Genomic DNA, 26,139 nt, shown 5'->3' on the forward strand with positions numbered 1-26,139 from the left:
ACCGGGCCAAACCTGCTTGCTGCCGGGCGCGCTGACAAGCAACTAGCCGGCCAGTCGAATCGAGTGATGCCCTCGGGCCAATTCAATGGCCGGTTCTAGCCGGTTATACCGATTATAAACCCTTTCGAAGTAACATTTTACAAAATCCCCACACGGAACTGTAAAATGATTCGGAATATTTTGACGGCTAATGGCTGGTCGATAAGGAGCACTCTCCTTGCCGTCATTTCCTTCCTCGGGATTATTATCGCTCTCTTCTGTATCGAAGGTCTCAATACAACTTATAGTATATACAACTCGGCAAAGCGAGTTTCCACCCTTACCGAGATCAACAAAAATCTCTTCGAAGCCTTGGTCAATTTCCGCTCCGAGCGCGGCGACACGCCCAGCGCGCTGACCCTGCCGAGCGATAAGAATCAGGAATCGGTTCGTGGCGTCCTGCAGCGCCGCGAGAAGGTCGATAGCGCGATGGGCGCTACCCAGACGATCTTCTCGGGACTCGATGCGGGCAGCATCGGGCCGGCCTATGGCGAGCTGAAAAAGAGCTATGCCGAGCTGAAGCAATTGCGCGAGGCGATCGACAGCGATCTCAAGCAGCCGCTCGCAAGCCGCGACGCGGCTCTGCCCAACCGCGTCCTCAGCTTCGGAGCCAAGCTCCTCCAGAATCTGGAAGACACCGTCAACGTCGTCGAAGCCGAGATGCGGGCGCTCAACCCAGCCCTGTCCGACCTGATCACGGCCCGCTCGATGAGCTGGTCCACCCGTGCCCTGGGCGGCGGCGTCGCGGTCGTGCTCAACCCGGCAGTCGCCCAGCAGCGGCCGCTCGACGCCAAGGAAACCAGCACGCTGATGGCTGCCGATGCCAGGATGAGCTTCGCCTGGAATGTGGTCCGGGACATCGTGGCGACGCCGCAATCCTCGGCGGTTCTGAAGGAGGCGTTCACGAAGGCCGACAACGCGTATTTCTCCGGGCCATTCAAAGCCCTGCGTGAATCTCTCGTGCAAACGGTCACAACCGGCGGAAAACCGCAGATCGACGTTGTCAAATGGCGCGACGAGGTGACCGGAGCCCTCGACCATATTGCCGCGGTCACGCGCATCACGATCCAAATTCTCAACCAGACGGCAGCAGCGCAGGCCCAGACTGCATTCCTGCATCTTCTCGGCTATCTCGGTCTCCTGGCCGCCACGGCGCTGATCGCCGTCTTCAGCCTGAGCATGGTTCGCTCCCGCGTGATCGCCCCACTGGCGGCGATTACGGCGGCCATGGGCAAGCTTGCCAACGGCCAGTCGGATGTCGCGATCCCCTATTCCGATCGCCAGGACGAAATCGGCCAGATGGGCGCGGCCCTGACAGTCTTCCAGGACAATCTCGGCAAGGTTCGCAAGCTTGAGGAGCAGGAGCGCGCGGCGGCGACTGTGCGCCTTGCCCGAGCCCAGTCGATGGAAGCGGTGGTTTCGGATGTGGGCGACGTCGTTGCGGCGACGGCGGCGGGCGATTTCAGCGCGCGGCTGCAGATCGAGCAGGCCGACGAGCAGATGCAGAAGCTGGTCAGCGGCATCAACGAGATCAATGCGGTGGTCGATTCCGCCACGACCGAGTTCGCGGAAGCGCTGCGCTCGATTGCAGCCGGCGACCTGACCCAGCGCATCGACACCGCCTATCGCGGCAAGTTCGCCGATCTGAAGGGCGCCATCAACGATACCGTCGAGCGCCTGTCATCGACCGTCCAGACCATCCAGATGACCTCGGCCGATGTCGGCCTGGCCGCCCGCGAGATCAATATGGGCGCCGACGATCTGTCGAAGCGCACCGAGGAGCAGGCCTCCTCGCTGGAGGAAACCGCAGCCACGACCGAGGAACTCGCAGCATCCGTCAAGGCCTCGGCCCAGGCTTCGAAAGAGGCCGCCGCAATCGCCGACGAGGCGATGCAGGCCGCGCAATCGGGCGGCGTGATCGCCAGCCAGGCGGTCGAGGCGATGGCGCGCATCGAGAGCGCTTCGCAGAAGATCTCCGACATCATCCGCGTCATCGACGACATCGCCTTCCAGACCAATCTGCTGGCGCTGAATGCCGCAGTCGAAGCGGCCCGCGCCGGCGACGCCGGCAAGGGCTTTGCCGTCGTGGCCTCCGAGGTGCGCACGCTGGCGCAGCGCTCGGGCGCAGCCGCCAAGGATATTTCGGGGCTGATCTCCTCCTCCAATGCCGAGGTCGGCGAGGGCGTGAAGCTGGTGCGTCAGGCCGGCCAGCAGCTCGACCAGATCCTCCAAGCCTCGCAGAAGGTCGCCGTCACCATCGCCGACATCTCGGCGGCGGCGGGCGAGCAGGCCGGCGGCATCGACGAGATGAGCCAGGCCGTCGCCCATCTCGACGAGATGACCCAGCAGAACGCGGCGCTCGCCGAGCAGAGCGCCGCCAGCGCCAGCTCGCTGACGGGCAAGATCGGCCAGCTCAACGACCTCGTCGCCGCATTCAAGACGGGCCATGAGGCGGAAAACCCGCCCGCCCGCTACCAGCCGGCACTTATCGTTCCCGCACGAGCCCCGGCTCCCCCGGCGCGCACCCAGGCCGCCAGGCCAGTTCCCGTCGGCAAGCCGGCCGCGGTGGCTGCGTCCGCCCCGCGCGCCAGCGCCAAGGCAGTCGGCGCTGGTTCCGAGCCGGAGCGGCTGCGCAACCTCGCCGAAGCCGCCTTCGCCCAGACCAAGGCCACGACCAACAAGCCCGCACCACGCAAGGTCGCGAATGGTCGCGCAAACGATGCCGGCTGGGAGGAGTTTTAGCGGCGAAAGCCGCTCAGGCTCCGAGCATATCGACGGCCCGGGCGCTTCGCAGCCTTGCGACATCGCGTAGGGGCGGAGCGCCGAAGAGCCGGCGATACTCCCGACTGAACTGCGACGGGCTTTCATAGCCAACCCTGAACCCCGCGGAGGCGGCATCGAGCGCCGCGCCCAGGATCAGGCGCCGGGCTTCCTGCAGGCGCAATTGCTTCTGGTATTGCAGCGGGCTCATCGCAGTGACCGCCTTGAAATGCTGATGCAGCGCCGAGGGGCTCATGCTCGCCTCGGATGCCAGCGCCTCAATGCTGAAGGCTTTATCGTAGTTGCGTCTGATCCAGCCGATGGCCCGGTTCACCTGTTGCAGCTTGCTTTCGGCCGTCGCGATCTGGCGCAGGCGGGCCGCCTGTTCGCCATTCATCAGGCGATAGAGGATTTCGCGCTCGGCCAAAGGCGCCAGGACGGAAATGTCGCGGGGCGTCTCAAGCAGCCTCACCAGGCGCAGCACAGCATCGAGCAATTCGGGCGCGGCGGGGTTCACGGCAAGGCAAGGCCCGGCGTCGGTATGGCCGCCCTCGCTCTGCTTGTTGGAGTCTGTTTTGCTCTCCAGCATCAGCGCGCCAAGCTGGACCGGGTCGATATCGAGCCGCAGGCAGAGATAGGGCACCTCGGCACTGGCCTCGATGACCTGGCCGACGACCGGCAGATCGACGGACACGACGAGATATCGCGTGCGGTCATAAAGATAAATCCGCTCGCCCAGCATGACCTGTTTGCGGCCCTGCACGATGATGCACAAGGCGGGCTCATGCACCGCGTGCACGGGCTCCGTTGGCTGACAGGCGCGGATCAACGCCAGTCGCGGGATCGCCGTCTCGTGCACGCCATCCGAGGTCACAAGGCGCCCGATCAGCGCCGCCAGTTCATCCGCCTGCCGCATCGATCTGCTCCATCGCAGCGCCTACACTGACCGGGCCAGCGCGGCCATCTGGACTTTCATATAATGAAACCGGCGCGAGAGGCGATCTGAAAACCGCTTTTCTGGAGGATCAGGCAATCCTTACGGCGCTTCGGTCTACCGCCGGCAAGCTCCGATGCGGCATTTCTCTCCTCAGCCGGATAAGCCCGTCGCGCGCCCTCGCCTTCGCAATCGGAAAGCCCCGGCGATGTCGACGTCAGCGAGATCAGCGTCCGGCCGACCGCCAGCGCTATCGCGCGTCAACACTCACATTTTCACCTGCAACCGCGAACAGGAGCAAGCCATGCAGTTCAATCGCGTTTTCACAGCATTCAGCGCGCTCGCCGGTTCCATGCGCGCCAGCGGCAGCTCGCGTGCCCTTGAGATCGATCTTGGCGATTTTAATCAGCCCAGCGCCGCCGAGCGCGCAATGATGGGCGTCTGGGTGGCCGATGGCGGGGCGACCCGGCTGTCGCTGCTGCCCAACGGCCGCTATGACAAGACTCTCGAAACCGGCCGGGACATCTATCACGGCCGCTACGAGGTCGACGGGTCGCGGCTCTATTTCGAGGGCGATACCGGACGCACGGCGATCGGCGAGACCCGCCGCGGCATCCTCGTCCTGGGCGATCATCGCTTCGTCAGGCCGGGCGCGCGCAGCGCCGCATGAGAAAGGGCCGGCGTGCTTTGGCGCGCCGACTCTTCGTCCTTGTCAGTAACCGACGGTGAAGCGCTTGCGGCTATGGGCCGGCTTTTCCAGCTCATCGACCAGCGCAACTGCATAATCCTCGGTCGAGATCGCGCTCTTGCCGGCGGCGTCGACGAGCAGCTGATCGCCGCCCAGGCGGAACTTGCCGGTGCGCTCGCCCGGTTGAATCAGCGCCGAGGGCGAGAGGAAGGTCCAGTCCAGCGCCGGCTCCTGCTTCAGCAGGTCGAGGAAAGCGCCGCCCTTCCTGGCCTCGTCGAGATAGATGGCGGGGAATTCCGGCGTGTCGAACAGCTTTGCGCCCGGGGCGACTTCAAGGCTGCCGGCGCCGCCAACCGCGAGATAACGCTTCGCTCCGGACTGTTTCACCGCTGCAATCAGGGCCTTCGGGTCGCTCGCCGTGAAATGCACGGCGCTGATCACGACGTCATGCCCGGCCAGCAGCTTGGCCAGCCCATCCTTATCGAAGACATCGCCCTTCACGGCGGCCACACCGGGCAGCACCGGCACGTTCTCGGGGTTGCGGACGATGGCCGTGACCTTGTGGCCGCGCGAGGAGAGTTCGGCGAGCAGGCGCGAGCCGATATGGCCGGTGGCGCCGATGAGTGCGATCGTCATGACAAGGTCCTTTTCATCTGGTAACTGTTGGATACTACCACTCCAATGGAACCTAGATGGATCGCCTGTTCCCTTCCGTAAAGAAGGCACTTTCGCGAGACATGGTCACCTCCGGGAAACCGCCATGCTACACCGCCCCGACCCGTTCAATGCGCAATGTCCGACGCGGCGCGTGCTCGACCGTATCGGCGACAAATGGGCGGTGCTGATCCTGATCCTGCTCGAGCGCGAGACTCTCCGTTTCAACGAGCTGCGGCGGCGCATCGAGGCGATTTCCCAGAAAATGCTGTCCCAGACGCTGAAAAGCCTGGAGCGGGACGGGTTGATCCGCCGCGAGGTGTTCGCGACCGTGCCAGTGACCGTGGAGTATTCGCTGACCGATCTCGGGCGGACGTTGGCTTCGACCGTCGATACGCTGCGGCTCTGGGCGGAGGCTCATATCGGGGCTGTCGAGGAGGCGCAGCGCCGCTATGATCGTGGACTACCGGCGGGCGAAGCGATCCTGCCTGAAACGGCGTTGCGCTAGCCTTTCCCGCGATTTCGTGTATACCCCGCGCCAACCGGCTTAAAATGCCGGCTGCGCATCCTCTCCTCGATGAGAGCGATTGCGGGCTTCGGACCTTGCTGGACGACATCCCGGCCTGGCCCGCCAGATCAACCCCAATATGAGGATCTCACGATGTCGATCACTGCCGAGCGCAAGACCGCGCTCATGAAAGAGCATGCCACCAAGCCGAACGACACCGGCTCGCCGGAAGTCCAGGTCGCGATCCTCACGGAGCGCATTAACAACCTGACCGGCCACTTCAAGTCGCACACCAAGGACAACCATTCGCGTCGTGGTCTGCTCAAGATGGTTTCGCAGCGTCGTTCGCTGCTCGACTATCTCAAGAGCAAGAGCGAGCCGCGCTATCGCACGCTGATCGAGAAGCTCGGCATCCGCCGCTGATCGACGCCTGACGACTTTACGCCCGGTGCGACATCGCTCCGGGCGGTTTTTACAAACGGGGCCGGCCGCAATGGTGCGGTGACAAGCCCCGGTCCAACGCGGGAGCCGCATGGGGCGGACTTCCGCATGATCCCCCGGGCGCCCTCGACGCCCATGGCAGGATCGCCAAGCGCTCGGGTGCCTTTTTTGCGCATAGCCCGAGAGTTTCGCCGTCTTGCCCATGGGCTTGAGACGCCAGGCTGGGTCGCATCCGATCCGAAAGAAAATCCATGTTCGACATTCAAACCGAAGAACTGATCTGGGGCGGGCGCAAGCTCGTGCTCGAAACCGGCAAGATCGCCCGCCAGGCCGACGCCGCCGTGCTCGCCACCTATGGCGAGACCGTGGTGCTTGCCACCGTCGTCTCGGCCAAGGAGCCCAAGGCCGGGATCGACTTCTTCCCGCTGACCGTGAACTACCAGGAAAAGACCTTCGCCGCCGGCCGCATTCCCGGCGGTTATTTCAAGCGCGAGGGACGCCCGACCGAGAAGGAGACGCTGGTCTCGCGCCTGATCGACCGGCCGATCCGCCCCCTCTTCGTCGCTGGCTATCGCAACGAGACGCAGGTCGTCTGCACCGTGCTGCAGCATGACCTCGAGAACGATCCGGACGTCGTCGCGATGGTCGCCGCCTCCGCCGCCCTGACCCTGTCGGGCGTGCCCTTCATGGGCCCGGTCGGCGCCGCCCGCGTCGGCTATTTCGACGGCGCCTACAAGCTCAACCCGCTGGTCGACGAGATCAAGGATTCCGAGCTCGACCTCGTCGTCGCCGGCACGCCGGACGCCGTGCTGATGGTTGAATCGGAAGCCAAGCAGCTGTCGGAAGACATCATGCTGGGCGCCGTGATGTTCGGCCACAAGCACTTCCAGCCGGTGATCGACGCGATCATCCGCCTCGCCGAGAAGGCCGCCAAGGAGCCGCGCGACTACGTGCCGGCCGACAACTCCGTCGTTCTCGACGCGGTGCTCAAGCTGGTGGATGGCGACCTGCGCGCCGCCTACAAGATCACCACCAAGGCCGAGCGCTACAAGGCTCTCGACGCTGCCAAGGCCAAGGTCGCCTCGCTGATCTCGGCCGAGCCGGACGGCAAGACCACCTTCTCCAAGGAGCAGGTCGGCGGCCAGTTCAAGGAGGCGCAGGCCAAGGTCGTGCGCTGGACGATCCTCGACGACGGCGTCCGCATCGACGGCCGCGATCTCAAGACGGTCCGCAAGATCGTGGCGGAAGCTGGCATCCTGCCGCGCACCCACGGTTCGGCGCTGTTCACCCGCGGCGAGACGCAGGCGCTGGTCGTGACCACGCTGGGCACCGGCGACGACGAGCAGTACATCGACTCGCTGGAGGGCACCTACAAGGAGACCTTCCTGCTGCACTACAACTTCCCTCCCTATTCGGTTGGTGAAGCTGGCCGCATGGGCTCGCCCGGCCGTCGCGAAATCGGCCATGGCAAGCTCGCCTGGCGCGCGATCCGGCCGATGCTGCCGGCGAAGTCGGAATTCCCCTACACCATCCGCGTCGTCTCGGAGATCACCGAGTCGAACGGCTCCTCCTCGATGGCCACCGTCTGCGGCACCTCGCTTGCCCTGATGGATGCCGGCGTGCCGCTGAAGGCGCCGGTTGCGGGCATCGCGATGGGCCTGATCCTGGAAGGCGAGCGCTTCGCGGTGCTCTCCGACATCCTGGGTGACGAAGATCATCTCGGCGACATGGACTTCAAGGTCGCCGGAACGGCCGAGGGCATCACCTCGCTGCAGATGGACATCAAGATCGCCGGCATCACCGAGGAGATCATGAAGGTCGCCCTCGACCAGGCCAAGGGCGGTCGCGACCACATCCTCGGCGAGATGAACAAGGCGCTTTCGGTGTCGCGTGGTCAGCTCGGCGAGTATGCTCCGCGCATCGAGACGATGAAGATCCCGGTCGACAAGATCCGTGAAGTCATCGGCTCCGGCGGCAAGGTCATTCGCGAAATCGTCGAGAAGACCGGCGCGAAGGTCAACATCGAGGACGACGGCACCATCAAGATCGCCTCGGCCGATGGCAAGTCGATCGAAGCGGCGATCAAGTGGATCAAGTCGATCGTCTCCGAAGCCGAAGTCGGCATGATCTATGACGGCACCGTGGTGAAGATCATGGAGTTCGGCGCCTTCGTGAACTTCTTCGGCGCCAAGGACGGTCTCGTCCACATCTCCGAACTTGCCGCCGCCCGGGTCCAGAAGGTCTCGGACGTCGTCAAGGAAGGCGACAAGGTCAAGGTCAAGTTCCTGGGCCAGGACGATCGCGGCAAGATCCGCCTGTCGATGAAGGTCGTCGACCAGGAGACCGGCGAGGACCTGACCGAGAAGCTCAAGGCGCAGCGCGACGCCGAGAAGACCCGCGAGAAGCAGCAGGCCGAGTGATACGTTTACAAGTAGCAGCCTAAAAGAAGTCCACGGCAGTTACGCTGCCGTGGACTTCTTTTTCATCACGGCAATCAAAATCGCCGCGAAGCCCTCGTCTCGATAGGCTTTCTCCAATTCGATGTATGAAATGTAAAGCGCCCTATCGCTGGCGTGAATTGGTTCAGGCTTCCCTGTTTTCCATTCCTGCGCGTTTCCGTCGCCGTCTTTACGCTTACGTCGTTCGAACAGCTCTCTGTAGCGATAAGGGGCAATCCCCGTAAAAGGTTCGAACTTAATTCGCTTCTCCCCTTTATCGGTCGTTTTTGCGACTATAATTTCGTCCGCGTACAATTCGAGAGCGTAACTTTTTGGGTAAGGCTCAATAAAAACCACACGCTTAATGCCCGACGCAATTATATGCTTTGCACAGAGGTGGCATGGAAATGTCGTACAAAACATAATTGAATTTTTTAAAGCGACCCCATTTCTGGCAGCATCCGTTATCGCATTCATTTCAGCATGGATTATTCTGCCAAATTCGATCGTATCCATCATTATTAGATTTTTATATTTAAACTTGAATTCAGAGACTTGAATTCTTTTTAGTAGTGTTTTCCCATCCGTGTCTTTAAATTCTTCTGTTAACGCATTTTGTTCCTTTAAACATAGCAGCACATCATCAAGCATTCGTATTTTCATATCATCATTTGTATCATAGCCTTTTGTGTACTCTCTGCTATCGGCTGAATCTCCAGACCAGTACGTACCCCCCTCTAAGCTGGGAACTTCGTTGCAACCTAAAGTATGAACTTCTCCTCGCAACGAGAATATCGCAGCCCCTACCTGCCTCGAAAGGTCGAGAGATCTGAGAGATGCAGATTTGGCCATATACATGCCATACTCATCTCGAGTCGGACTTTCGAAATTCGTTCCAAATAATAACTTGCAAAACCTATCTACTTGATTATTTATCGAATTGCTGACGGTTGAATCTATAAACGCATCTGCAAGCGGAAAAGCATCTCTCAGTTTTTGGCCATAATCATTTTCTTCCTCAAATTCATCCTTGTCGATTAGCTTCTGCGCAAGGTCTTTTACGACTTTTTCATCTATCCTTCCTTTTTCTTTCTTTTTTATAGACTTATAAACCCTCTGAAGACGTGTTTGCACGTCACTATAAATATATATTGTGTAATATGATCTGCCATATGCTTTCCTGAAAACATCGATCTCTTCAGGCCTTTTTATTTGCCGGATTAGGTAGGCAACGCGCTTTAATCGTGGCTTTATTACAAGATCAGACCTTTTTTGATCGATCGCCGCAAAAGCTAATCTGGCCATTATATCTTTTAGATCTGTATCTTTTCTGGTTTCATTTCCTAGTTCTATTAATCCATCATATCGATCATTATAACTTAGTTTGCTATAATCCTTTTTATATAGATCTTGTAATCCATCTGTAATGTGAATTACGATGGGCTCAAAATCATATATTTTTAGATATTTTTTAAAACCTAAAATTACATCTTCCATGTTGGAGCCGATCGGCCCGGCGAACCCCAAGAAAATCTCTTGCGGAAAATATGTATCTTTGTCACTCAATCGGATTCCCCCCGGCAGGAACAAATGTTAACTTGATTCGTCTCAATAAATAACAAGCTAACCCACGCGGAGGCTACCATGACGCGCATCCGGCTGGAACATGAAGGATGGGTTGTAGCGAGTTTGCGGCAGATACTCGAACTAGGCGATCAGGCGAATTTTCGTTTGCTTGATGCGAACTCCGCAGAAATTTTCAAAGAGAATATTCGTACGTTTCTCGATAATCGGACTCAGGGTCCCGAAGAGGGACGGCATCGCGCCCATAATGCGCGCGTCCACGAATAATTCGGCCGAGTTAGCACATTGAGTACAATAAGCTCCGTTGAAGCTCTCGCGGCGCTCTACCCCAACCCGGTCGCGCCGGCATCGATCGCCAAGGAGATCGATCATGTCGATGACAACTATGCGGCGCTGATCGCCGCTTCGCCGTTTTTCGTGCTCGCGACCAATGGTCCGGAGGGCCTGGATTGCTCGCCGCGCGGGGATATGCCGGGCTTTGTCAGATTCCGGGACGCGAAAACGCTCCTGATTCCCGACCGAAGAGGCAATAACCGTCTGGATTCGTTGAAGAATATCCTGTTCGATCCGAGAATCGGAATGCTCTTCCTGGTGCCCGGTTATGGCGAGACCCTGCGCGTGAATGGAACAGCATTGCTTTCCAGCGACCCTGAGTTGTGCGGGCAGTTCGAGATGGCCGGAAAGCTCCCGGCCTGCGTCATCGTGGTCACAGTGGAGAGCGTCTACTTCCAGTGCTCGCGCGCGGTGGTGCGGGCCGACCTCTGGAACCCATCGACCCAGGTCGACAGGCGCAGGCTGCCCAGCGCCGGACAGATCCTGCGCGACATCACGGCGAAGAACGTCGAGGTCGAGACCTTCGATGGCGAGGCCTATGACAAGGCGCTGCCCGAGCGGGTGAAGGCGACGCTGTATTGAAGGGCCGACTTGTCCTTCTCCCCTCGGGGGAGAAGGTGGCAGCGCGAAGCGCTGACGGATGAGGGCAGACCTCGACCGAAAAGAAAAAGGGCCGCTTGCGCGACCCTTCCCTCATCCGTCTGCTTCGCAGACACCTTCTCCCCCGAGGGGAGAAGGGTCACAGCAAGCCTTCGTTGCCCGCCAGCACCTTCAAGTTCACATCCGGCCGCGCGCCGACATGGCTGATGATCTCGGCCGCCGCGAGCGCGCCGAGGCGCAGCGCGTCCCGCACCTCGCGGCCCGAGGTGAGGCCGAAGAGGAAGCCGGCGGCGAAGAGATCGCCCGCGCCGGTTGAATCGACCACGCGCTCGACCGGGAAGACCGGCTCGACGACGATGCCGTCCTGCGTCACGGCCAGTGCGCCGTTCTCGGAACGGGTCACTGCCGCCAGGATGTTCTCGGCCCGCAGAGCCGCCAGAGCCGTTTCGAAATCGCCGGTCTGATACAGGCTCTTGAGCTCATGCTCATTGGCGAAGACGATATCGACCATGCGGTTCCGGATCAGGCCCAGGAACTCGTCGCGGTACCGGTCCACGCAGAAGGAGTCCGACAGGGTGATGGCGACGCGACCGCCGGCCTTGTGGGCGATCTCGGAAGCCTTGCGGAACGCCTCCTTGGCGGCCGGCGGATCCCAGAGATAGCCTTCGAGATAGATGATGTCGGCATTCTCGACCGCCTTGGCGTCGACATCGGCCACCGAGAGGCCCTGGCAGGCCCCGAGATAGGTGTTCATCGTGCGCTCCCCATCTGGCGTCACGATGATGAAGGAGCGCGCCGTGGCGGCTCCCTGCGTCGCCGCAGCCGTCTCGAAGGAGACGCCGAGCGAGGCCAGATCATGCCGGTAGAGCGCTCCGAGTTCGTCGGCCTTGACCTTGCCGATGAAAGCGCCCTTGCCGCCGAACGAGGCAAGTCCGGCGATGGTGTTGGCGGCGGAGCCGCCCGAGATCACCTTGGCAGGCCCCATGGCTGCGTAGAGCGCCTCGGCCCTGGCCTCGTCGATCAGCATCATCGCGCCCTTGGCGAGGTCGTGCTGCCTCAGAAAATCCTCCTCGGCGGAAGCGATGACGTCGACAATGGCATTGCCGAGGGCGAGGACGTCGGTGCGCTTGCTGGTCATTGGGGATCCGGATGCTGGTGAGGATGAGATCGAGGAGGCGAATACTGGCGCGGCGTGTCGCATCCGCACAGTTTGCGGTCAAGCCGATCAGCCCGTCTGGCTATGCCGGGCCGCCGCTTCGTCGAGAATGCCGGCGAGGCGCTGAAGCTCGTCCTTCTCCAGCGTCGCAATCTCCCGGGAAAGGCGGTTGGCCAGCAGCGTCGCCTCCGGATCGAGGCCGGCGGTGTCCACCGTGACGCGCGGATGCGAGAGGTCGGCAAGGCGCACCAGCTCGTCGGCCTCGTCCCAGATCACCCCGAGCAGGTGAATGGCGCCCTGGATCAGGGTGAAGGTCGGGCGGCCGCGCTTGCCGTGTTCGAGCGCCGAGAGATAGGCCGGCGTCACGCCGAGACCCTCGGCCATCTGCGCCAGCGTAATGCCGCGCTGGCTCCTGAGATCGCGCACACGCTGGCCAAACGGCGTCACAGCCCGGCCTCGCGGGTGCGCCGGAGCCTGATATAGAGCGCCCCGCCACCGCCATGGCGTTGCTCGGCCTCCTCGAAACCGACCACGAAGGGTCGCAGATCGGGCAGGCGCAGCCAATGCGGCACCATCCGACGCAGCACGCCGCGCTCGTCTCCGAACAGGCTGGCACCAGCCGCCCCCTTGCCGGTCACGACGAGCGCGAGTTTGGTGCCGCGCATCTGCTCGCGGCGCAGAAACGACCGCAACGCCAGATGCGCCTCGTCCTGGCGCATGCCGTGAAGATCGATAACCGCCTCGACCGATTGCTGTCCGCGCCGCAGCTGCGTTCGCAGGCGACGCTCCAGGGGTGCGAGCGGCGGCGGGGCCGGCTTTGCCGGCATCGTTCGCACGGAAACCGTCAAAGTGAGCGTCGCCGTCTCTATCTCAAGCGATGGGATGGGAGGTGCGACGGGATCGGGCTCGATCGGGGCACGGCCGGGCAGCGGCTTCACGGAGCGCGCGACCTGCCGCCAGAGCGCGATGTCAGCCTCCGACAATACTTTCCCTCGCCGCGAACGCATCGCTAGCGCGGCCAGAGCACGGTGAAATCAAAGGGGTGACGGACGAGCCCGGCGCGATGCCCCGCGACCGGCCCCGATCCGACGAAGAGATCGACCCGGGCCGGACCGAGAATGGCCGAGCCGGTGTCCTGAGCGATCATCAGGCGCGCGAGGTGCTCGCCTCCGCCCGTGCCGTCGGGCAGCGTCGCGTCGATCCAGGCCGGCACGCCATAAGGCCAGACATTACGATCAATCGCGATGCTGCGCAGCGGAGTCAGCGGCAGGCCAGCGCCACCGATCGGGCCCGAACCCGCCGGCAGATCATCGCGACGCGCGAAGAAGACGAAGGAGCGGTTCAGCCGGATCAGGTCGCGGGCGAACGCGGCATCCGCCTTCAGGCGGGCAATGAGGCGGTCCATCGTCATCTGCTCGGGAGGGATGGCTTCGCGCTCGCTCAGCACGCGGCCGAGCGAGGTGTAGGCGTGGCCGTTGCGGCCGGAATAGACCAGCCGCGTCACCGAGCCATCGGGCAGCCGTACCCGGCCTGAGCCTTGGACCTGCAGGACGAAGCGGTCGACGGGGTCGCGCAGCCAGAGGATTTCGAGGCCCTGACCGTCCAGCGCTCCGGTCTCGATCGCGGTGCGGTCAGGGAAGACCTCGTGGCCCTTCGCCGTGCGGCGCGCAGCCGAGAACGATGCGTCCAATCCGGGCCAGTCATCGCCGGGATTGCGGGTCACGAGATCGGCAGGGCGGCCGTAGAGCGGTGTGGGGAAGGTGGCCGACGGGGTGAGCGCGCCTTCGAATTCGGGCTCGAAATAGCCGGTCATGAAGCCGGTTTCGGAATTTGCCGGTCGTATCCGCCAGAACGAAAAATTCTGCTCGAAAAAGGTGCGGGCCTGATCGCGGTCGATCGGCGCTGCCTTCTGCAGGCGTTGCGCCTTCGCGCAGACAGCGTCGAGCGCATCCGGCAGAGGCACCGCCGTCCGCAAGGGCGGCTTTGCCTGGCAGCCCCGGGCAAAGAGGCCGAACGCGATGCGATGATCGTCAGCCGCCCAGCCCGGAAGCTGCGGCGCCGAGAGAAGCTCGGCGCGGGCACCGGGAGGAAGGGGCGGCTTCGAGGCAGCCATGCCGCTCATGGACGTGCCACAGGCCGTAAGCAGCGCCAGTGCGAAACCGGCGCCACGAATCACGCCGCGGATTCGGTCGCGACCAGCAGCCAGTTCGGATCGCGGCTGCCGAGCTGACGCGAGAAGGTCCAGATATCATTGACCTCGGACACCGCTTCCGCGCTGCCATCGACGACGGCACCCTGGGCATCGCGGGTAACGCTGATCAGCTGCGAGACGAAGGCGATCGTGACCTGGCCGGTCTTGCCCTTGACCTCGACGGCGGCGATGTCGGCCTTGTCGATCGAGACGAAGGTCGACTCGGCCTTCTCGCCGCGCTTCTCACGATCGGTGATCGCCTGCTCGAAGCCCTCATAGACTTCCTTGGCAAGCAGGCCCTTCAGCGTCTTGCGGTCGCCACGGGCGAAGGCGGTGACGATGGTCTCATAGGCTGCCTTGGCGCCGCCGATAAAAGCCCGCGGATCGAAGGAGGGCTCCTGGCGGATTACATCCTCGATGCCCGCTATGATCGGCGAGTCCGGCGGAGCAATATCCTTCCAGCGGTCAGCAGCCGGCTGCACAGGCGCGACCGGATCGTTGGCGGCGCCGGGAAGGCGGATGACATTGTCGCGCTTGGCGTCGTTGGGCTGCGCCTGATCGGGCCGCACCGAAGTATTGTCGCGGCGGGCGAAAGGATCGGTAGGCGGCTGCTCGTGGCCGGTTTTCTGACCGAGGACGGAGCGCAGCTTCCAGGCGACGAAAACGGCCAGGGCCACAAAGAGCAGAGTCGTCATGTCGAAGGAATTTTGCATCGAAAGCTGACCCGAAGCTCCAGTCACGAAATTGTAAATCAGCCGTTCCTTCACAAGGAGTTCGGCCGCGTGGTGTCATATGGTGTCCAAGGCTCGTAACATCCACCCCCCTGCTTGTGAAGGCAGCTTCTTGTGCGGGGCAGGCGTCCATGATAGCCGACGCCCGCGTTGCACCGGAGAGCGGAGCGCAATCCCGAACGTCTGATGTGGCGCGGGATTTCCCGAGACAGCCTGCCAGAACAAGATGGGACCGATGGCCAACGAACTCCCCAACGGTAATGGCGCGGGTGCCGCAGACGCGGCTCCGAGCATGAACGCCTTGATGCAGTACACCAAGGACTTCTCGTTCGAGAATCCGAAGGCGCCGCGCGCACTCAGCCAGCAGCAGGCTCAGCAGGGCCCGCAGATGTCGCTGCAGGTCAATGTCTCGAGCTCCGCGCTGGGCGACAATGATTACGAGACCGTGCTGCAGCTCGAGGGCAAGGCCGAGATCAACAACGAGACGCTGTTCGCCTTCGACCTGAGCTATGGCGGCGTGTTCCGCCTGCTCAACGTGCCCCAGGAGCACATCCACCCCGTGCTGGTGATCGACTGCGCCCGCCTGCTCTTCCCCTTCGCGCGCCAGATCATTGCCGAAGCGGTTCAGAACGGCGGCTTCCCGCCTTTCTACGTGCCGCCGATCGATTTCGCGGCGCTGTTCCAGCAGCGGCTGCAGGAGATGCAGGCTCAGCAGGGCGCCCCCAACGCCTGATATTCCTGCCTGACGAGACGACGCGAAAGGGCCCTTCCGGGCCCTTTTTCGTATTCGAATGCCGGGGCCGCCCTTGCGAGCGGGCTGATGAACCTCCACTTCGCGGACTGGTCGAGGGCTGGCGGCTGACACGTCGCCAGCCTTCCTGTCATTTGTGGAGAACCGATGGACTACCTTCTGACGCTTGCCGCCGACCCCGCCATCTGGGCCGCGCTCGGGGCATTGATCGCCATGGAAGTGGTTCTCGGAATCGACAACCTGATCTTCATCTCGATCCTCACCAACAAGCTGCCGGAGGCGCAGCGCTCGCGTGGCCGCAAGATCGGCATCGGGCTCGCGCTCATCCTGCGGCTTGGACTGCTCAGCACCGTCGCCATTATCGTGCAGTTGACCGAGCCGATCGTCACGCTGTTCGGCAAGGCATTCTCCTGGCGCGACATCATCCTGATCGCCGGCGGCCTCTTCCTGGTCTGGAAGGCCACAGCGGAGATCCATCACAAGGTCGATGTCGATCACGGGCCTGATGTCTTCGACGGCGGCAAGGCCGTCGCCGTCACCTTCGGCGGCGTCATCATGCAGATCCTGCTGCTCGACCTCGTCTTCTCCATCGACAGCATCATCACCGCCGTCGGCATGACCGATCATATTCCGGTGATGGTGATCGCCGTCCTCGTCGCCGTGCTGACCATGCTACTCGCGGCCGATCCGCTGGCGCATTTCATCGAGAAGAACCCGACCATCGTGATGCTGGCGCTCGGCTTCCTGCTGATGATCGGCGCGACGCTGATCGGCGAGGGTTTTGGCGTGCATGTGCCCAAGGGCTACATCTACGCCGCCATGGCCTTCTCGGCGGGAATCGAGGCGCTCAACATGCTGTCGCGCCGGGCGACGCGGAAGAACAAGCGCTGAGGCCGAAGACTGAGAGCGCATGCCAAAAGCATGCGCGATTTGCCGGATGGATGACGGCGCCATCGCGGCCAGACGTGCCGTGTTCGCATTGAAACACGCCGTCATTCCGGGGCAGGCCGACGGCCTGAGCCCGGAACCCAGAACCAATGAGCCTCGTCGCGAGGGGCTCTATTCGGATTCTTACGATAGCGGAATCGGTTCTGGGTTCCGGGCTCTTCGCTACGCGAAGCCCCGGAATGACGGCGCGGTTAAACTCGCTTGTGCGGGATGACTCGGGGCCGTCTCCGTATCAGTGCAGCCTCTATGCCTCGTCGGTCAGGCCGAGATAGCCGCGCCAGAGCTGGGCCTTGCCGAGCGAGCGGATGAAAGCCTCATGGGCGGCGATGGCGGCCTCGTCGAGGCGCGGCGCCAGCGGACGCAGACGCTGCGGCCGTTCGATCACCGCGTCGGCAAGGCCGTTCTGGCCGCCGTTCATCTGTACGCCCAGACCAAGCGTGGTCTGCTTGCCGCCGATGAGCTCGATATAGACCTCGGCCAGGATCTCGGCGTCCAGGAGCGCGCCGTGCTTGGTGCGGCGGCCATTGTCGATGCCATAGCGGGAGCAGAGTGCGTCCAGGCTGTTGGAGGCGCCGGGATGCTTGCGGCGCGCCATAGCCAGCGTATCGACGACCAGCGAGGGCTCGATCGGGCCACGGCCGATCCGCTTCAGCTCCATGTTGAGGAAGCCGACGTCGAAGGCGGCGTTGTGGATCACCAGCCTGGCATCCGCGATGAAGCTGACGAACTCCTCGGCGATGGCCGCAAAGAGCGGCTTGTCGGAGAGAAAGGCATCGGAGAGGCCATGGACCCTGAACGCTCCGTCCGACATCGGTCGCTCGGGATTCATGTAGACGTGGAAGCTGCGACCGCTCGGGCAATGATTGACCAGCTCGACGCAGCCGATTTCGACAATGCGATCCCCGCCATTGGCTTCGACGCCGGTGGTTTCGGTATCGAGAACGATCTCACGCATGCTGGCTGGCCTCGACTGCCCGCGCGTGGCCAGGCCGGCCGGCGAGCACGGCCAGGATAGACCCGACCTGCCTTTGCGCGACCAGCAAGCCATGCGAGGTGTCCACAAGGAAATGGGCGCGGCGGCGCTTCTCCGCATCCGGCATCTGCCGGGCCAGGATCGCCGCGAGCTTGTCCCGCGTCATCTCCGGCCGGGCGAGCACGCGACGATGCTGCACATCGGCTGGTGCGGTCACGACGAGTACGGCATCGCAACGGCGCTCACCGCCGGTCTCCAGCAGCAGCGGCACATCGAGCACGACCAGCCCGTGACCGGCCTTGCGGCAGGCGCTCAGGAAGCGCTCCTCCTCCTCGCGCACCAGCGGATGGATGATCGCTTCGAGCTTTTTCAACGCCTCGGGCTTGCCCAGTACGGCCGCAGAGAGACGGGCCCGGTCGACGGCATCGTCATTGATGACACCAGGAAAGGCCGCGCCGATCGGCGCTACGGCGCGGCCGCGATAGAGCCGGTGCACCGAAGCATCGGCGTCGTGAACGGGAATGCCGCGCTCGCGAAACAGGTTCGCGGTGGTGGACTTCCCCATCCCGATCGAACCGGTCAGGCCAAGAATGAACGTCATGGTAGGAACGCCCTATTTTCGCCTGCGCGAATCACGCGCGCAGGATATCGGCTTCGAGCAGTTCGCGCAGTGCGGGTGTGACCGAAGGTGTGACACCAAACCAGCGGGCGAAGCCGGGCACGGCCTGATGCAGCAGCATGCCCAACCCATCGACCGGAACGCCGCCGCGGCGCTTGGCCTCGAGCAGCAGCGGGGTCATCAGGGGCACATAGACGATATCGTCGACGAGGGTTCCCGGGCGCAGCGCGGCGAGATCGAGATCGAGCGGCGGTTGGCCGTTCATGCCGAGCGCAGTCGTATTGACGATGAGATCGGCGGAGCCGACGAGCTCGCCGCGTGCAGCCCAATCGGCCGCTTCGAGCGGTGCGCCCAGCGCAGTGGCCAGTTCCACGGCCCGATCGAGGCTGCGGTTGACGATGGTGATCCGGCCCAGGCCACGCAGCTTCAGCCCGTAGCAGACTGCCCGGGCCGCGCCGCCCGCGCCCAAGATCAGCGCTGTCCGCACTCTTTGATCCCAGCCCGGCACCGTGGCGTCGAGATGATCGAGAAAACCCGAAGCATCGGTATTGTCGCCGCACAGTCGACCGCCCTCGCGCCAGAGCGTGTTGACGGCGCCCATGGCGCGCGCGACGTCGCTGACCTCGTCCAGCAGGGGCAAGGCTGCTTCCTTGAGCGGCACCGTGACATTGCCTCCGGTGAATTCGCCAGCGCGAAGCCGCCCAATAAAGGCGGGAAGGTCGGCCGGGGCGACGTCGATCCGCTCATAGGATCCGGCGAGTCCATGCTCTTCGATCCAGCGTCCGTGAATGAGCGGCGAGCGCGAGTGAGCGATGGGATGGCCGATGACGAAGCAGCGTGGAGACATGGCGGAGGTCGGGTCCGGATTCAGCGGGCTAGAAGATCGAGGTCGCGCAGCGCGGCGAGAACGGCAAAGAGGGGCAGGCCAAGGATGGTGAAATGGTCGCCATCGATCGATGCGAAGAGCTGGGCGCCCGGCCCTTCGATCTGGTAGCCGCCAACGCTGGCCAAGGCGGCCGGCCCCACCATGTCGAGATAGGTCGCAATGAAAGCCGGGGTCAGCGGACGCATGCTCAGCCGAGCCGAGCCGAGATCCTCGACAAGCACTGCGCCGTCGCGCGCCAGCACGAAGGCAGCGTGCAGTTCATGCGTCCTGCCGGACAGGACGTCGATCTGGCTCGCGGCTTCGGCCCGGTTGCCGGGCTTGTGGAAGGCGATCCCCTCGCAGGTCAGCGTCTGATCGGCGCCGAGTACCGTGCGCCCCGGATGGCGTTGCGAGACTGCAAGCGCCTTGGCACGAGCAAGCGTCAGCGCGATGGTGCTGGCAGCCGCCCCTTGATCCTGAAGCGGGACCTCGATCGCGCGTTCATCGACATCGGGGCTGATCGTCTCGACGGGTACGCCAGCCGCCAGAAGCATATCGCGCCGCGTCGCGCTGCCGGATGCCAGCAGCAAGGGTTGGCTTCCCAGCCACAGCCTGGACTCAAGGCTCATGTCGCGATGAACTTCATGCGGTGATCGCGCAACAGGTCGAGAATGCCGGCAGCCGTTTCCTCGATCGAACGGCGGGTCACGTCGATCACCGGCCAGCCCTTGCGGGAACAGAGCCGGCGCGATTGCATGATCTCGTCGGCAACGGATGTCGGGTCGACATAGGCGGTTTCGTCATCGGCCCGCAAAGACAGCAGGCGGTTCTGCCGGATCTGGACGATTCGGTCGGCACTGGCGACGAGGCCGACGATCAGGGGTTTGTGCAATTGCTCCAGCTCGGCGGGCAGCGGGACATTCGGCACCAGCGGAATGTTGGCCGTCTTGATACCGCGATTGGCCAGGTAAATGCTGGTCGGCGTTTTCGACGTGCGGCTGATCCCGACGAGAATCACATCGGCACTTTCGAGGTCGCCGCCGAGCTGGCCGTCATCATGCAGCAGCGTGTAGTTCATCGCGTCGATGCGCCGGAAATACTCGGCATTGAGCACGTGCTGGGCGCCCGGCCGAGGGGCCGAAGCCTGACCCAGATAGGACTGGAACAGCGAGAGCACTGGCTGAAGCACCGACAGGCAGGGGCAGCCGAGATCGCGGCAGAATGTCTCCAGGCGCTCCTGCCATTCCGGCTCGACCAGCGTGTAAAGCACGACGCCGGGCGAGGCCTCGATTTCCGCCAGAACGCGAGCGAGCTGCGCTTCCGAGCGCACCAGCGGGTAGACGTGCTCGATCGCGGAGACCGTCTCATATTGTGCGGCGGCGGCGCGACTGACCGCGATCAGGGTTTCGCCGGTCGCATCCGAGACCAGGTGGAGATGGAAATAGTTGCGGGCCACGATGGCTCCCGGGTGATGGCGACGTTAGTCACCTCTATCGCGGCGCGCCTGCAATGCAAATTGCGACAAGCCCGAATTGGCCGGCTTTGGGGCCTTCGAAGGGCCTGGGGAGGAGTGTGGACAACTGATCATCCCGGAAGGGTCAGATCGAGGGTCTGTATAACCCCCTCAAACCATCAACAGCTCCGCGCCTGTGGGGACAGAGAGGAATGTTTCACGTGAATCATTTTCGGGGAGCCCAGGCCCAACGCAGATTCGCATTAGTTAAGAAACCATTAACGACCTCGGTCGGGTTGATTCCAGAGCCGGTCGGCAGGCCCCATGCCTGTGGACCGGTTGTGGACATGATTGCGCCGGGCTATTTGCCCCCCTCCAAGAGTCTCAAAAGAAGATTCTCTCTATAAGAGTTCTATTTAAGAGATAGCGATATGGATGACCGGACTGGCATGACCGAGGCAGAGATGGCCAAGACCAATGAACCTGCCTTCCTTCGGGCCCTCTCCGGCGAAAGCCTTGCGACGCCACCGATCTGGATGATGCGGCAGGCTGGCCGGTATCTGCCTGAGTATCGTGAGCTTCGCGCCAAGGCCGGGAGCTTCCTCGCTCTGTGCTACAATCCCGAGCTTGCAGCCGAAGTGACCTTGCAGCCGATCCGGCGCTTCGGTTTCGATGCCGCCATTCTTTTCTCTGACATTCTCGTCGTGCCCCAGGCGCTCGGCCAGAAGCTCTGGTTCGTCGAAGGCGAGGGCCCGCGGCTGGAGCCTGTTGCCGACGAAGCAAGGCTTGGCGAGATCGACCGCTTTGCCGATCAGGACGTCCTCAGGCCGGTGCTGGAGACCGTGCGACGGGTTCGTGCGGCACTGCCCAGGGAGAAGGCGCTGATCGGCTTCTGTGGCGCGCCCTGGACTGTGGCGACCTATATGGTCGCTGGTCGCGGCACGCCGGACCAGGGGCCGGCCAAGGCGCTGTTCACGCGTGACCCGGCGCTGTTCCAGAAGCTGATCGACCGCATCGTCGTCAGCTCGGTCCGCTATCTGTCCGCGCAGATCGAGGCCGGTGTCGATGCCGTGCAGGTTTTCGACAGCTGGGCGGGTTCGCTCGGTCGCGACGATTTCGAGCGTTGGTGCGTCGCGCCGACGAAACGGATCGTCGATGGCGTGCGGGCGCTCCATCCCGAGGCGCGCATCATCGGATTCCCGCGTGGCGCCGGCCAATTGATCCCGCACTACGTCAAAGCGACGGGGGTCGATGCGGTCGGTCTCGAGACCGATATCGATCGTGATTTTGCGCGGCGCGAGATCCAGACGCTTGTGCCGGTCCAGGGCAATCTCGATCCGCTGCTGCTGCGCGCCGGTGGGCCTGAGCTCGAGCGCGAGATCGAAGCGGTGCGTGCGGCATTCGGCGCAGGTCCGTTCATCTTCAATCTGGGTCACGGTATTTTGCCGGACACGCCGATCGCGCATGTCGAGCGGCTGCTGGCGGCGATACGGACCTGACGGAGCGACAAGCCGATGTATGAATGGATCAAGGCCTTTCACGTCATGGCGGTGATCGCCTGGATGGCCGGCATGCTCTATCTGCCGCGCCTGATGGTCTATCACGCAGAGGCTCAGATCGGTTCGATCCAGTCCGAGACGTTCAAGCTCATGGAGCGCCGGCTGCTCAAGGGCATCATCAATCCCGCGATGATCCTGACCTGGGTCCTCGGCCTTTACCTGGCCTGGACCGCGTTCGGTTTCAAAGGTGGCTGGCTGCACGGCAAGATCCTGCTGGTCATCCTGCTCTCCGGCATCCATGGTTTCCTGGTTGGGCGAGTGCGGGCCTTTGCCGAGGATCGCAACGACAAGTCGCCGCGCTTCTATCGGATCATCAACGAGGTTCCGGCCGTTCTGATGGCCTTGATCGTCATTCTCGTCATCGTGAAGCCCTTCTGAAGCGATCTGTCGTTTCCGACTTGAGCCCGGCGAAAATTCCCGCTATCAGGAGGCGCGCTTCTCCAGCGTCCTCCCTGTTGCCGATGGTTTATGAGCTGGCTGCCGTTGCAGACGCTCATGGCGCGCAACGATCGCGCTGGTCCGTTCTGGGCCTGCTGTTCCTTCCAATACCGTCCTGATTCCTGCCTCCCTCGCAGGAACGTTCACGATCCGGGTGCCCCATGCGGGAAATCAAACTCCAAGACCTCAAGATCAAATCGCCGACCGAGCTCGTGACCTTTTCCGAAGGGCTCGAGGTCGAGAACGCCAGCACGATGCGCAAGCAGGAGCTGATGTTCGCGATCCTGAAGCAGCTCGCGGCGCGGGAGACGGAAATTCTCGGCGAGGGCGTGGTCGAGGTTCTCCCCGACGGTTTCGGCTTCCTGCGCTCATCGGATTCGAACTATCTGCCTGGTCCCGACGACATCTATGTCTCGCCGACGCAGATCAGGAAGTTCGGCCTGCGCACCGGCGATACGGTCGAAGGACCGATCCGGGGACCGAAGGATGGCGAGCGCTATTTCGCGCTGCTGAAGGTCAACACGATCAATTTCGAAGACCCTGAGAAGATCAAGCACAAGATCAACTTCGACAACCTGACGCCGCTTTATCCCGACGAGCGCTTGCGGCTCGAAGTTCAGGATCCGACGAAAAAGGACTTTTCGCCGCGGGTCATCGACATCGTGGCGCCCATCGGCAAGGGCCAGCGTGCGCTGATCGTGGCGCCGCCGCGGACCGGCAAGACCGTGCTGCTGCAGAACATCGCGCAGTCGATCACGACCAATCACCCGGAATGCTATCTGATCGTGCTGCTGATCGACGAGCGGCCCGAGGAAGTCACGGACATGCAGCGTTCTGTGAAGGGCGAGGTGGTGTCCTCGACCTTCGACGAGCCTGCCTCGCGTCACGTTCAGGTCGCGGAGATGGTGATCGAAAAGGCCAAGCGCCTGGTCGAGCATGGCCGCGATGTCGTCATTCTCCTCGATTCGATCACCCGTCTCGGCCGCGCCTACAACACCGTCGTGCCGTCTTCGGGCAAGGTGCTGACCGGCGGTGTCGATGCCAACGCCCTGCAGCGGCCGAAGCGCTTCTTCGGCGCCGCGCGCAATATCGAGGAAGGCGGCTCGCTGACCATCGTCGCGACCGCGCTGATCGATACCGGCAGCCGGATGGACGAGGTGATCTTCGAAGAGTTCAAGGGCACCGGTAACTCGGAAATCATCCTCGACCGCAAGGTGGCGGACAAGCGCATCTTCCCGGCGATCGACATCCTCAAGTCGGGCACGCGTAAGGAAGAGCTCATCACGCCCAAGGACGTGCTGCAGAAGACCTATGTGCTGCGCCGCATCCTGAACCCAATGGGCCCGCAGGACGCCATCGAGTTCCTGATGGACAAGCTGCGCCAGACCAAACAGAACTCGGACTTCTTCGACTCGATGAACACCTGACCGACTTGGGAACACCTGACCGAGTTAGCCGCCTGGCGTCAGCGCCCGGCGGCTATCGCTTCAGCCAATCGATTCGGGTCCGTGACGGGCGGCAGGCAGCGCCCGGCAAAGCAGATGAAGGCGGCACCCTGCCCCGCCTGTCTCACCATCGCGGCCGCAGGATGGCCCGCCGGCAGGCTGTCCGGCTCAGGGCAATCGATCAGTATCGTCGTGGTGTAAGGCAGCTTACGAGCGGCAGCATGGAAGGCTGCGCGCTCCGGCCCCGCCAGAACGATCTCCGCGCCGTTTCGTAGGAGATCGTAGCCGTTCACAATCGAGCCATGTGCCAGCGCTGAGCGCGCGGCAGCGGCCAGTGCCGCATCCAGAAATCCGTCGGCCTCGTCACGATCCTCGTCGTTGCCCGTCTTGGCCGCGATGTGGATAAGATTGCTGGCATGCACGCCATTGGCGTTGGGGACAGCATCGTCATGAGTCGGCCTCGGTATGACCGGTAGGCCCACGCTATCCACCCGAGTCATACCAAGTAGCCCGGTATCCTGGCTACGGTAGTGCCGATCCAAGTGGCCCGACCAGCGTTTGGCGTCATCAAGGTAGTGCTGCTCGAATGTCGCGTCGTGGAGCGCCAGAGCCGCGTCGATCATGGCCGCGTGGTCCAGTGCGAAGCCCGGTTTGATCAACCGGCCTTGCCGATAGGAATGCGCCAGGCCATCGCCATCGGCCATTGATTCGGCGACGAAATGGTAAGCCGACCTCGCAAGCCCCAAGCATTCCGGACGCTCCATCAATCCTGCGGAGCGTGCAAGCGCGGCGATCATCAACCCGTTCCAATCGGCAAGGATCTTGTCGTCGCGAGCCGGTGGGATACGTCTCGACCGGATTTCCAGCAACCTGGCTCGGATCTGTGCGAGCTCGGCCTCTGTTGCGGCGTCAGGGTCGGGCATCTCCAGCCGGTTCAGGATGGTGACCTCTTCCCAATTGCCATGTGGCGTCACGTCGTAATGGTTCGCGAACAGATTGGCTTCGCCGGCCGTGAGATGTGTGGCGAGTTCTGCTGCGGTCCAGACGTAGAACTTGCCTTCGACACCCTCCGAATCCGCATCGAGGCTGGCGGCGAACGCGCCTTCCGGCAGCAGCATGTCGCGCTTGAGCCAGGTCACTATGCCTTCAGCCGCCGTCCGCGCGATCGGATCGCTGCTGCGGCTGACTTCGAGCGCATAGAGCCCGAGGAGCTGGGCATTGTCGTAAAGCATTTTCTCGAAATGCGGAGCGAGCCAGCGCTCGTCGACCGAGTAGCGCGCGAAGCCACCGCCGAGATGATCATGGATGCCACCTCGTGCCATCCGCTCCAAGGTCCGTGTCGCCGGCTCGAGCGTGCCTTGCGAGCCGGTTCGGGAGCCGTGCCGCCAGAGAAGCTCGACGAGACCAGGATTGGGAAATTTCGGCGCGCCCCGCAGGCCGCCATGGTGCGGATCGAAGGCCCGGGCTGTCTGCGCCGCGACAGCGTCGAGATCGGGTTCGCTGGACGAGCTAAAGTCAGACGCTTCGGCCTGCTTCAGCGCTGCGCCTATGGCGGCGGCGTTGCGTTCTATCCGCTCGGGATCCTGCTGGTGGATCGCGGCAAGCTGTCTGAGCACGGTGGTGAAGGCCGGGCGGCCGTGGCGCGCTTCGGGGGGGAAATATGTGCCGCCCCAGAACGCATCGCCGCTGGGCGTCAGAAACATGGTCAGCGGCCAGCCACCCTGCTCGCCCAGACTGTGCAGCGCGGTCATATAGACATGGTCGATGTCGGGCCGTTCCTCGCGGTCGACCTTGATGTTCACGAAGAGCTCGTTCATCACCGCGGCCGTCGCGGGGTCCTCGAAACTCTCATGCGCCATGACGTGACACCAATGGCAGGCGGCGTAGCCGACGGAGAGCAGTATGGGTCTGCCGCTGCGCTTTGCCTCGGCAAAAGCGGCGTCGCTCCATTCCCACCAGTGGACGGGGTTGTCCTTATGTTGCAGCAGATAGGGGCTGGCGGCGTCGGCAAGGCGGTTCATCGGCTGAGCT

General features: G+C 62.8%; 26 protein-coding genes. 12 read left to right on the top strand and 14 right to left on the bottom strand.

Features of this window, described 5'->3' with window-relative positions; genetic code table 11:
- Positions 1 to 351: 351 nt before the first annotated feature.
- Positions 352 to 2,781: a methyl-accepting chemotaxis protein gene (locus C4S73_RS14640; RefSeq protein WP_160115780.1), complete on the top strand. Its 2,430-nt coding sequence runs from the start codon at positions 352 to 354 to the stop codon at positions 2,779 to 2,781.
- Between the two features lie 13 nt (positions 2,782 to 2,794).
- Here C4S73_RS14640 and C4S73_RS14645 read toward each other — a convergent pair whose 3' ends face one another.
- Positions 2,795 to 3,715, bottom strand: coding sequence for an AraC family transcriptional regulator (locus C4S73_RS14645; RefSeq protein ID WP_103873225.1), 921 nt, complete (start codon positions 3,713 to 3,715; stop codon positions 2,795 to 2,797).
- Between the two features lie 322 nt (positions 3,716 to 4,037).
- Between C4S73_RS14645 and C4S73_RS14650 the strand changes: the two genes are divergently transcribed.
- Complete coding sequence (locus tag C4S73_RS14650; protein ID WP_244595600.1) at positions 4,038 to 4,403, top strand: Atu4866 domain-containing protein; 366 nt, start codon at positions 4,038 to 4,040, stop codon at positions 4,401 to 4,403.
- A gap of 42 nt (positions 4,404 to 4,445) precedes the next feature.
- Here C4S73_RS14650 and C4S73_RS14655 read toward each other — a convergent pair whose 3' ends face one another.
- Complete coding sequence (locus tag C4S73_RS14655) at positions 4,446 to 5,057, bottom strand: NAD(P)-dependent oxidoreductase (RefSeq protein ID WP_103873226.1); 612 nt, start codon at positions 5,055 to 5,057, stop codon at positions 4,446 to 4,448.
- A 124-nt stretch (positions 5,058 to 5,181) separates the two neighbouring features.
- On the opposite strand from C4S73_RS14655, the gene C4S73_RS14660 reads away from it, so the two are divergent.
- From C4S73_RS14660 to pnp, 3 genes are all read left to right on the top strand, one after another.
- On the top strand, positions 5,182 to 5,583 hold the full coding sequence (locus tag C4S73_RS14660; RefSeq protein WP_103873227.1) for a winged helix-turn-helix transcriptional regulator: 402 nt from the start codon (positions 5,182 to 5,184) through the stop codon (positions 5,581 to 5,583).
- A gap of 153 nt (positions 5,584 to 5,736) precedes the next feature.
- Positions 5,737 to 6,006, top strand: a complete 270-nt coding sequence (rpsO, locus tag C4S73_RS14665; RefSeq protein ID WP_056803628.1) for a 30S ribosomal protein S15 — start codon at positions 5,737 to 5,739, stop codon at positions 6,004 to 6,006.
- Between the two features lie 269 nt (positions 6,007 to 6,275).
- A complete protein-coding gene (pnp, locus tag C4S73_RS14670) occupies positions 6,276 to 8,444 on the top strand; it encodes a polyribonucleotide nucleotidyltransferase (RefSeq protein ID WP_103873228.1) in 2,169 nt (722 codons plus the stop codon).
- A 39-nt stretch (positions 8,445 to 8,483) separates the two neighbouring features.
- On the opposite strand, the gene C4S73_RS14675 is transcribed toward pnp, so the two are convergent.
- The gene (locus tag C4S73_RS14675) at positions 8,484 to 10,028 is read right to left on the bottom strand and encodes an anti-phage dCTP deaminase (protein WP_103873229.1); all 1,545 of its coding nucleotides are present in this window, start codon (positions 10,026 to 10,028) and stop codon (positions 8,484 to 8,486) included.
- A gap of 78 nt (positions 10,029 to 10,106) precedes the next feature.
- On the opposite strand from C4S73_RS14675, the gene C4S73_RS27935 reads away from it, so the two are divergent.
- Together C4S73_RS27935 and C4S73_RS14680 are read left to right on the top strand one after the other, a co-directional pair.
- On the top strand, positions 10,107 to 10,313 hold the full coding sequence (locus C4S73_RS27935) for a hypothetical protein (RefSeq protein WP_146071359.1): 207 nt from the start codon (positions 10,107 to 10,109) through the stop codon (positions 10,311 to 10,313).
- An 18-nt stretch (positions 10,314 to 10,331) separates the two neighbouring features.
- The gene (locus tag C4S73_RS14680; protein ID WP_103873230.1) at positions 10,332 to 10,961 is read left to right on the top strand and encodes a pyridoxamine 5'-phosphate oxidase family protein; all 630 of its coding nucleotides are present in this window, start codon (positions 10,332 to 10,334) and stop codon (positions 10,959 to 10,961) included.
- A 157-nt stretch (positions 10,962 to 11,118) separates the two neighbouring features.
- Here the strand turns inward: C4S73_RS14680 and C4S73_RS14685 are convergent, their stop codons facing one another.
- From C4S73_RS14685 to C4S73_RS14705, 5 genes are all read right to left on the bottom strand, one after another.
- On the bottom strand, positions 11,119 to 12,117 hold the full coding sequence (locus tag C4S73_RS14685; protein ID WP_103873231.1) for an adenosine kinase: 999 nt from the start codon (positions 12,115 to 12,117) through the stop codon (positions 11,119 to 11,121).
- An 87-nt stretch (positions 12,118 to 12,204) separates the two neighbouring features.
- The gene (locus C4S73_RS14690; protein WP_103873232.1) at positions 12,205 to 12,582 is read right to left on the bottom strand and encodes a helix-turn-helix domain-containing protein; all 378 of its coding nucleotides are present in this window, start codon (positions 12,580 to 12,582) and stop codon (positions 12,205 to 12,207) included.
- A complete protein-coding gene (locus tag C4S73_RS14695) occupies positions 12,579 to 13,118 on the bottom strand; it encodes a Smr/MutS family protein (protein WP_342210574.1) in 540 nt (179 codons plus the stop codon). The genes C4S73_RS14690 and C4S73_RS14695 overlap by 4 nt, the downstream gene beginning before the upstream one ends.
- A 26-nt stretch (positions 13,119 to 13,144) precedes the next feature.
- The gene (gene mltA / locus C4S73_RS14700) at positions 13,145 to 14,248 is read right to left on the bottom strand and encodes a murein transglycosylase A (protein WP_160115781.1); all 1,104 of its coding nucleotides are present in this window, start codon (positions 14,246 to 14,248) and stop codon (positions 13,145 to 13,147) included.
- 59 nt (positions 14,249 to 14,307) lie between these two features.
- Positions 14,308 to 15,039 (bottom strand): Tim44/TimA family putative adaptor protein, encoded by a 732-nt coding sequence (locus C4S73_RS14705; RefSeq protein WP_103873307.1) that lies wholly within the window; start codon positions 15,037 to 15,039, stop codon positions 14,308 to 14,310.
- 253 nt (positions 15,040 to 15,292) lie between these two features.
- Here C4S73_RS14705 and secB point away from each other — a divergent pair, with 253 nt between their 5' ends.
- The gene (gene secB / locus C4S73_RS14710) at positions 15,293 to 15,790 is read left to right on the top strand and encodes a protein-export chaperone SecB (RefSeq protein WP_103873235.1); all 498 of its coding nucleotides are present in this window, start codon (positions 15,293 to 15,295) and stop codon (positions 15,788 to 15,790) included.
- A 165-nt stretch (positions 15,791 to 15,955) separates the two neighbouring features.
- The gene (locus tag C4S73_RS14715) at positions 15,956 to 16,699 is read left to right on the top strand and encodes a TerC family protein (protein WP_103873236.1); all 744 of its coding nucleotides are present in this window, start codon (positions 15,956 to 15,958) and stop codon (positions 16,697 to 16,699) included.
- 301 nt (positions 16,700 to 17,000) lie between these two features.
- Here C4S73_RS14715 and dnaQ read toward each other — a convergent pair whose 3' ends face one another.
- The 5 genes from dnaQ to C4S73_RS14740 are packed head-to-tail and all read right to left on the bottom strand — an operon-like array spanning position 17,001 to position 20,669.
- Positions 17,001 to 17,711 (bottom strand): DNA polymerase III subunit epsilon, encoded by a 711-nt coding sequence (gene dnaQ / locus C4S73_RS14720; protein ID WP_103873237.1) that lies wholly within the window; start codon positions 17,709 to 17,711, stop codon positions 17,001 to 17,003.
- Positions 17,704 to 18,330, bottom strand: a complete 627-nt coding sequence (gene coaE, locus C4S73_RS14725) for a dephospho-CoA kinase (RefSeq protein WP_103873238.1) — start codon at positions 18,328 to 18,330, stop codon at positions 17,704 to 17,706. Before coaE ends, dnaQ begins: the two co-directional genes overlap by 8 nt.
- Before the next feature lie 31 nt (positions 18,331 to 18,361).
- On the bottom strand, positions 18,362 to 19,195 hold the full coding sequence (locus C4S73_RS14730) for a shikimate dehydrogenase (protein WP_103873239.1): 834 nt from the start codon (positions 19,193 to 19,195) through the stop codon (positions 18,362 to 18,364).
- Positions 19,196 to 19,215: 20 nt separating this feature from the next.
- Entirely contained in the window at positions 19,216 to 19,842 is a 627-nt protein-coding gene (locus C4S73_RS14735; RefSeq protein WP_103873240.1) for a Maf family protein, read from the bottom strand.
- Complete coding sequence (locus C4S73_RS14740; RefSeq protein WP_103873241.1) at positions 19,839 to 20,669, bottom strand: pyruvate, water dikinase regulatory protein; 831 nt, start codon at positions 20,667 to 20,669, stop codon at positions 19,839 to 19,841. The genes C4S73_RS14735 and C4S73_RS14740 overlap by 4 nt, the downstream gene beginning before the upstream one ends.
- Positions 20,670 to 21,130: 461 nt before the next feature.
- On the opposite strand from C4S73_RS14740, the gene hemE reads away from it, so the two are divergent.
- The 3 genes from hemE (at position 21,131) to rho (ending at position 24,090) form a co-directional block, all read left to right on the top strand.
- Complete coding sequence (hemE, locus tag C4S73_RS14745) at positions 21,131 to 22,165, top strand: uroporphyrinogen decarboxylase (protein ID WP_103873308.1); 1,035 nt, start codon at positions 21,131 to 21,133, stop codon at positions 22,163 to 22,165.
- A 15-nt stretch (positions 22,166 to 22,180) separates the two neighbouring features.
- Positions 22,181 to 22,603: a protoporphyrinogen oxidase HemJ gene (gene hemJ, locus C4S73_RS14750; protein WP_103873242.1), complete on the top strand. Its 423-nt coding sequence runs from the start codon at positions 22,181 to 22,183 to the stop codon at positions 22,601 to 22,603.
- A gap of 221 nt (positions 22,604 to 22,824) precedes the next feature.
- On the top strand, positions 22,825 to 24,090 hold the full coding sequence (gene rho, locus C4S73_RS14755; protein ID WP_103873243.1) for a transcription termination factor Rho: 1,266 nt from the start codon (positions 22,825 to 22,827) through the stop codon (positions 24,088 to 24,090).
- A 38-nt stretch (positions 24,091 to 24,128) separates the two neighbouring features.
- Here the strand turns inward: rho and C4S73_RS14760 are convergent, their stop codons facing one another.
- Entirely contained in the window at positions 24,129 to 26,129 is a 2,001-nt protein-coding gene (locus C4S73_RS14760; protein ID WP_103873244.1) for a thioredoxin domain-containing protein, read from the bottom strand.
- Positions 26,130 to 26,139: the final 10 nt, after the last annotated feature.

The organism is Allobosea lathyri, assembly GCF_900108245.1.
Lineage (GTDB): Bacteria > Pseudomonadota > Alphaproteobacteria > Rhizobiales > Beijerinckiaceae > Allobosea > Allobosea lathyri.

Bases quoted from the DNA above. Each gene is read 5' to 3' on its own strand.
- dnaQ (WP_103873237.1), bottom strand. From the start codon at position 17,711: ATGCGTGAGATCGTTCTCGATACCGAAACCACCGGCGTCGAAGCCAAT.
- pnp (WP_103873228.1), top strand. From the start codon at position 6,276: ATGTTCGACATTCAAACCGAAGAACTGATCTGGGGCGGGCGCAAGCTC.
- hemE (WP_103873308.1), top strand. From the start codon at position 21,131: ATGGCCAAGACCAATGAACCTGCCTTCCTTCGGGCCCTCTCCGGCGAA.
- C4S73_RS14660 (WP_103873227.1), top strand. From the start codon at position 5,182: ATGCTACACCGCCCCGACCCGTTCAATGCGCAATGTCCGACGCGGCGC.
- secB (WP_103873235.1), top strand. From the start codon at position 15,293: ATGGCCAACGAACTCCCCAACGGTAATGGCGCGGGTGCCGCAGACGCG.
- C4S73_RS14685 (WP_103873231.1), bottom strand. From the start codon at position 12,117: ATGACCAGCAAGCGCACCGACGTCCTCGCCCTCGGCAATGCCATTGTC.
- C4S73_RS14650 (WP_244595600.1), top strand. From the start codon at position 4,038: ATGCAGTTCAATCGCGTTTTCACAGCATTCAGCGCGCTCGCCGGTTCC.
- C4S73_RS14760 (WP_103873244.1), bottom strand. From the start codon at position 26,129: ATGAACCGCCTTGCCGACGCCGCCAGCCCCTATCTGCTGCAACATAAG.
- coaE (WP_103873238.1), bottom strand. From the start codon at position 18,330: ATGACGTTCATTCTTGGCCTGACCGGTTCGATCGGGATGGGGAAGTCC.
- C4S73_RS14655 (WP_103873226.1), bottom strand. From the start codon at position 5,057: ATGACGATCGCACTCATCGGCGCCACCGGCCATATCGGCTCGCGCCTG.
- C4S73_RS14715 (WP_103873236.1), top strand. From the start codon at position 15,956: ATGGACTACCTTCTGACGCTTGCCGCCGACCCCGCCATCTGGGCCGCG.
- C4S73_RS14735 (WP_103873240.1), bottom strand. From the start codon at position 19,842: ATGAGCCTTGAGTCCAGGCTGTGGCTGGGAAGCCAACCCTTGCTGCTG.
- rho (WP_103873243.1), top strand. From the start codon at position 22,825: ATGCGGGAAATCAAACTCCAAGACCTCAAGATCAAATCGCCGACCGAG.
- C4S73_RS27935 (WP_146071359.1), top strand. From the start codon at position 10,107: ATGACGCGCATCCGGCTGGAACATGAAGGATGGGTTGTAGCGAGTTTG.
- rpsO (WP_056803628.1), top strand. From the start codon at position 5,737: ATGTCGATCACTGCCGAGCGCAAGACCGCGCTCATGAAAGAGCATGCC.
- C4S73_RS14705 (WP_103873307.1), bottom strand. From the start codon at position 15,039: ATGCAAAATTCCTTCGACATGACGACTCTGCTCTTTGTGGCCCTGGCC.
- C4S73_RS14730 (WP_103873239.1), bottom strand. From the start codon at position 19,195: ATGTCTCCACGCTGCTTCGTCATCGGCCATCCCATCGCTCACTCGCGC.
- hemJ (WP_103873242.1), top strand. From the start codon at position 22,181: ATGTATGAATGGATCAAGGCCTTTCACGTCATGGCGGTGATCGCCTGG.
- mltA (WP_160115781.1), bottom strand. From the start codon at position 14,248: ATGGCTGCCTCGAAGCCGCCCCTTCCTCCCGGTGCCCGCGCCGAGCTT.
- C4S73_RS14645 (WP_103873225.1), bottom strand. From the start codon at position 3,715: ATGCGGCAGGCGGATGAACTGGCGGCGCTGATCGGGCGCCTTGTGACC.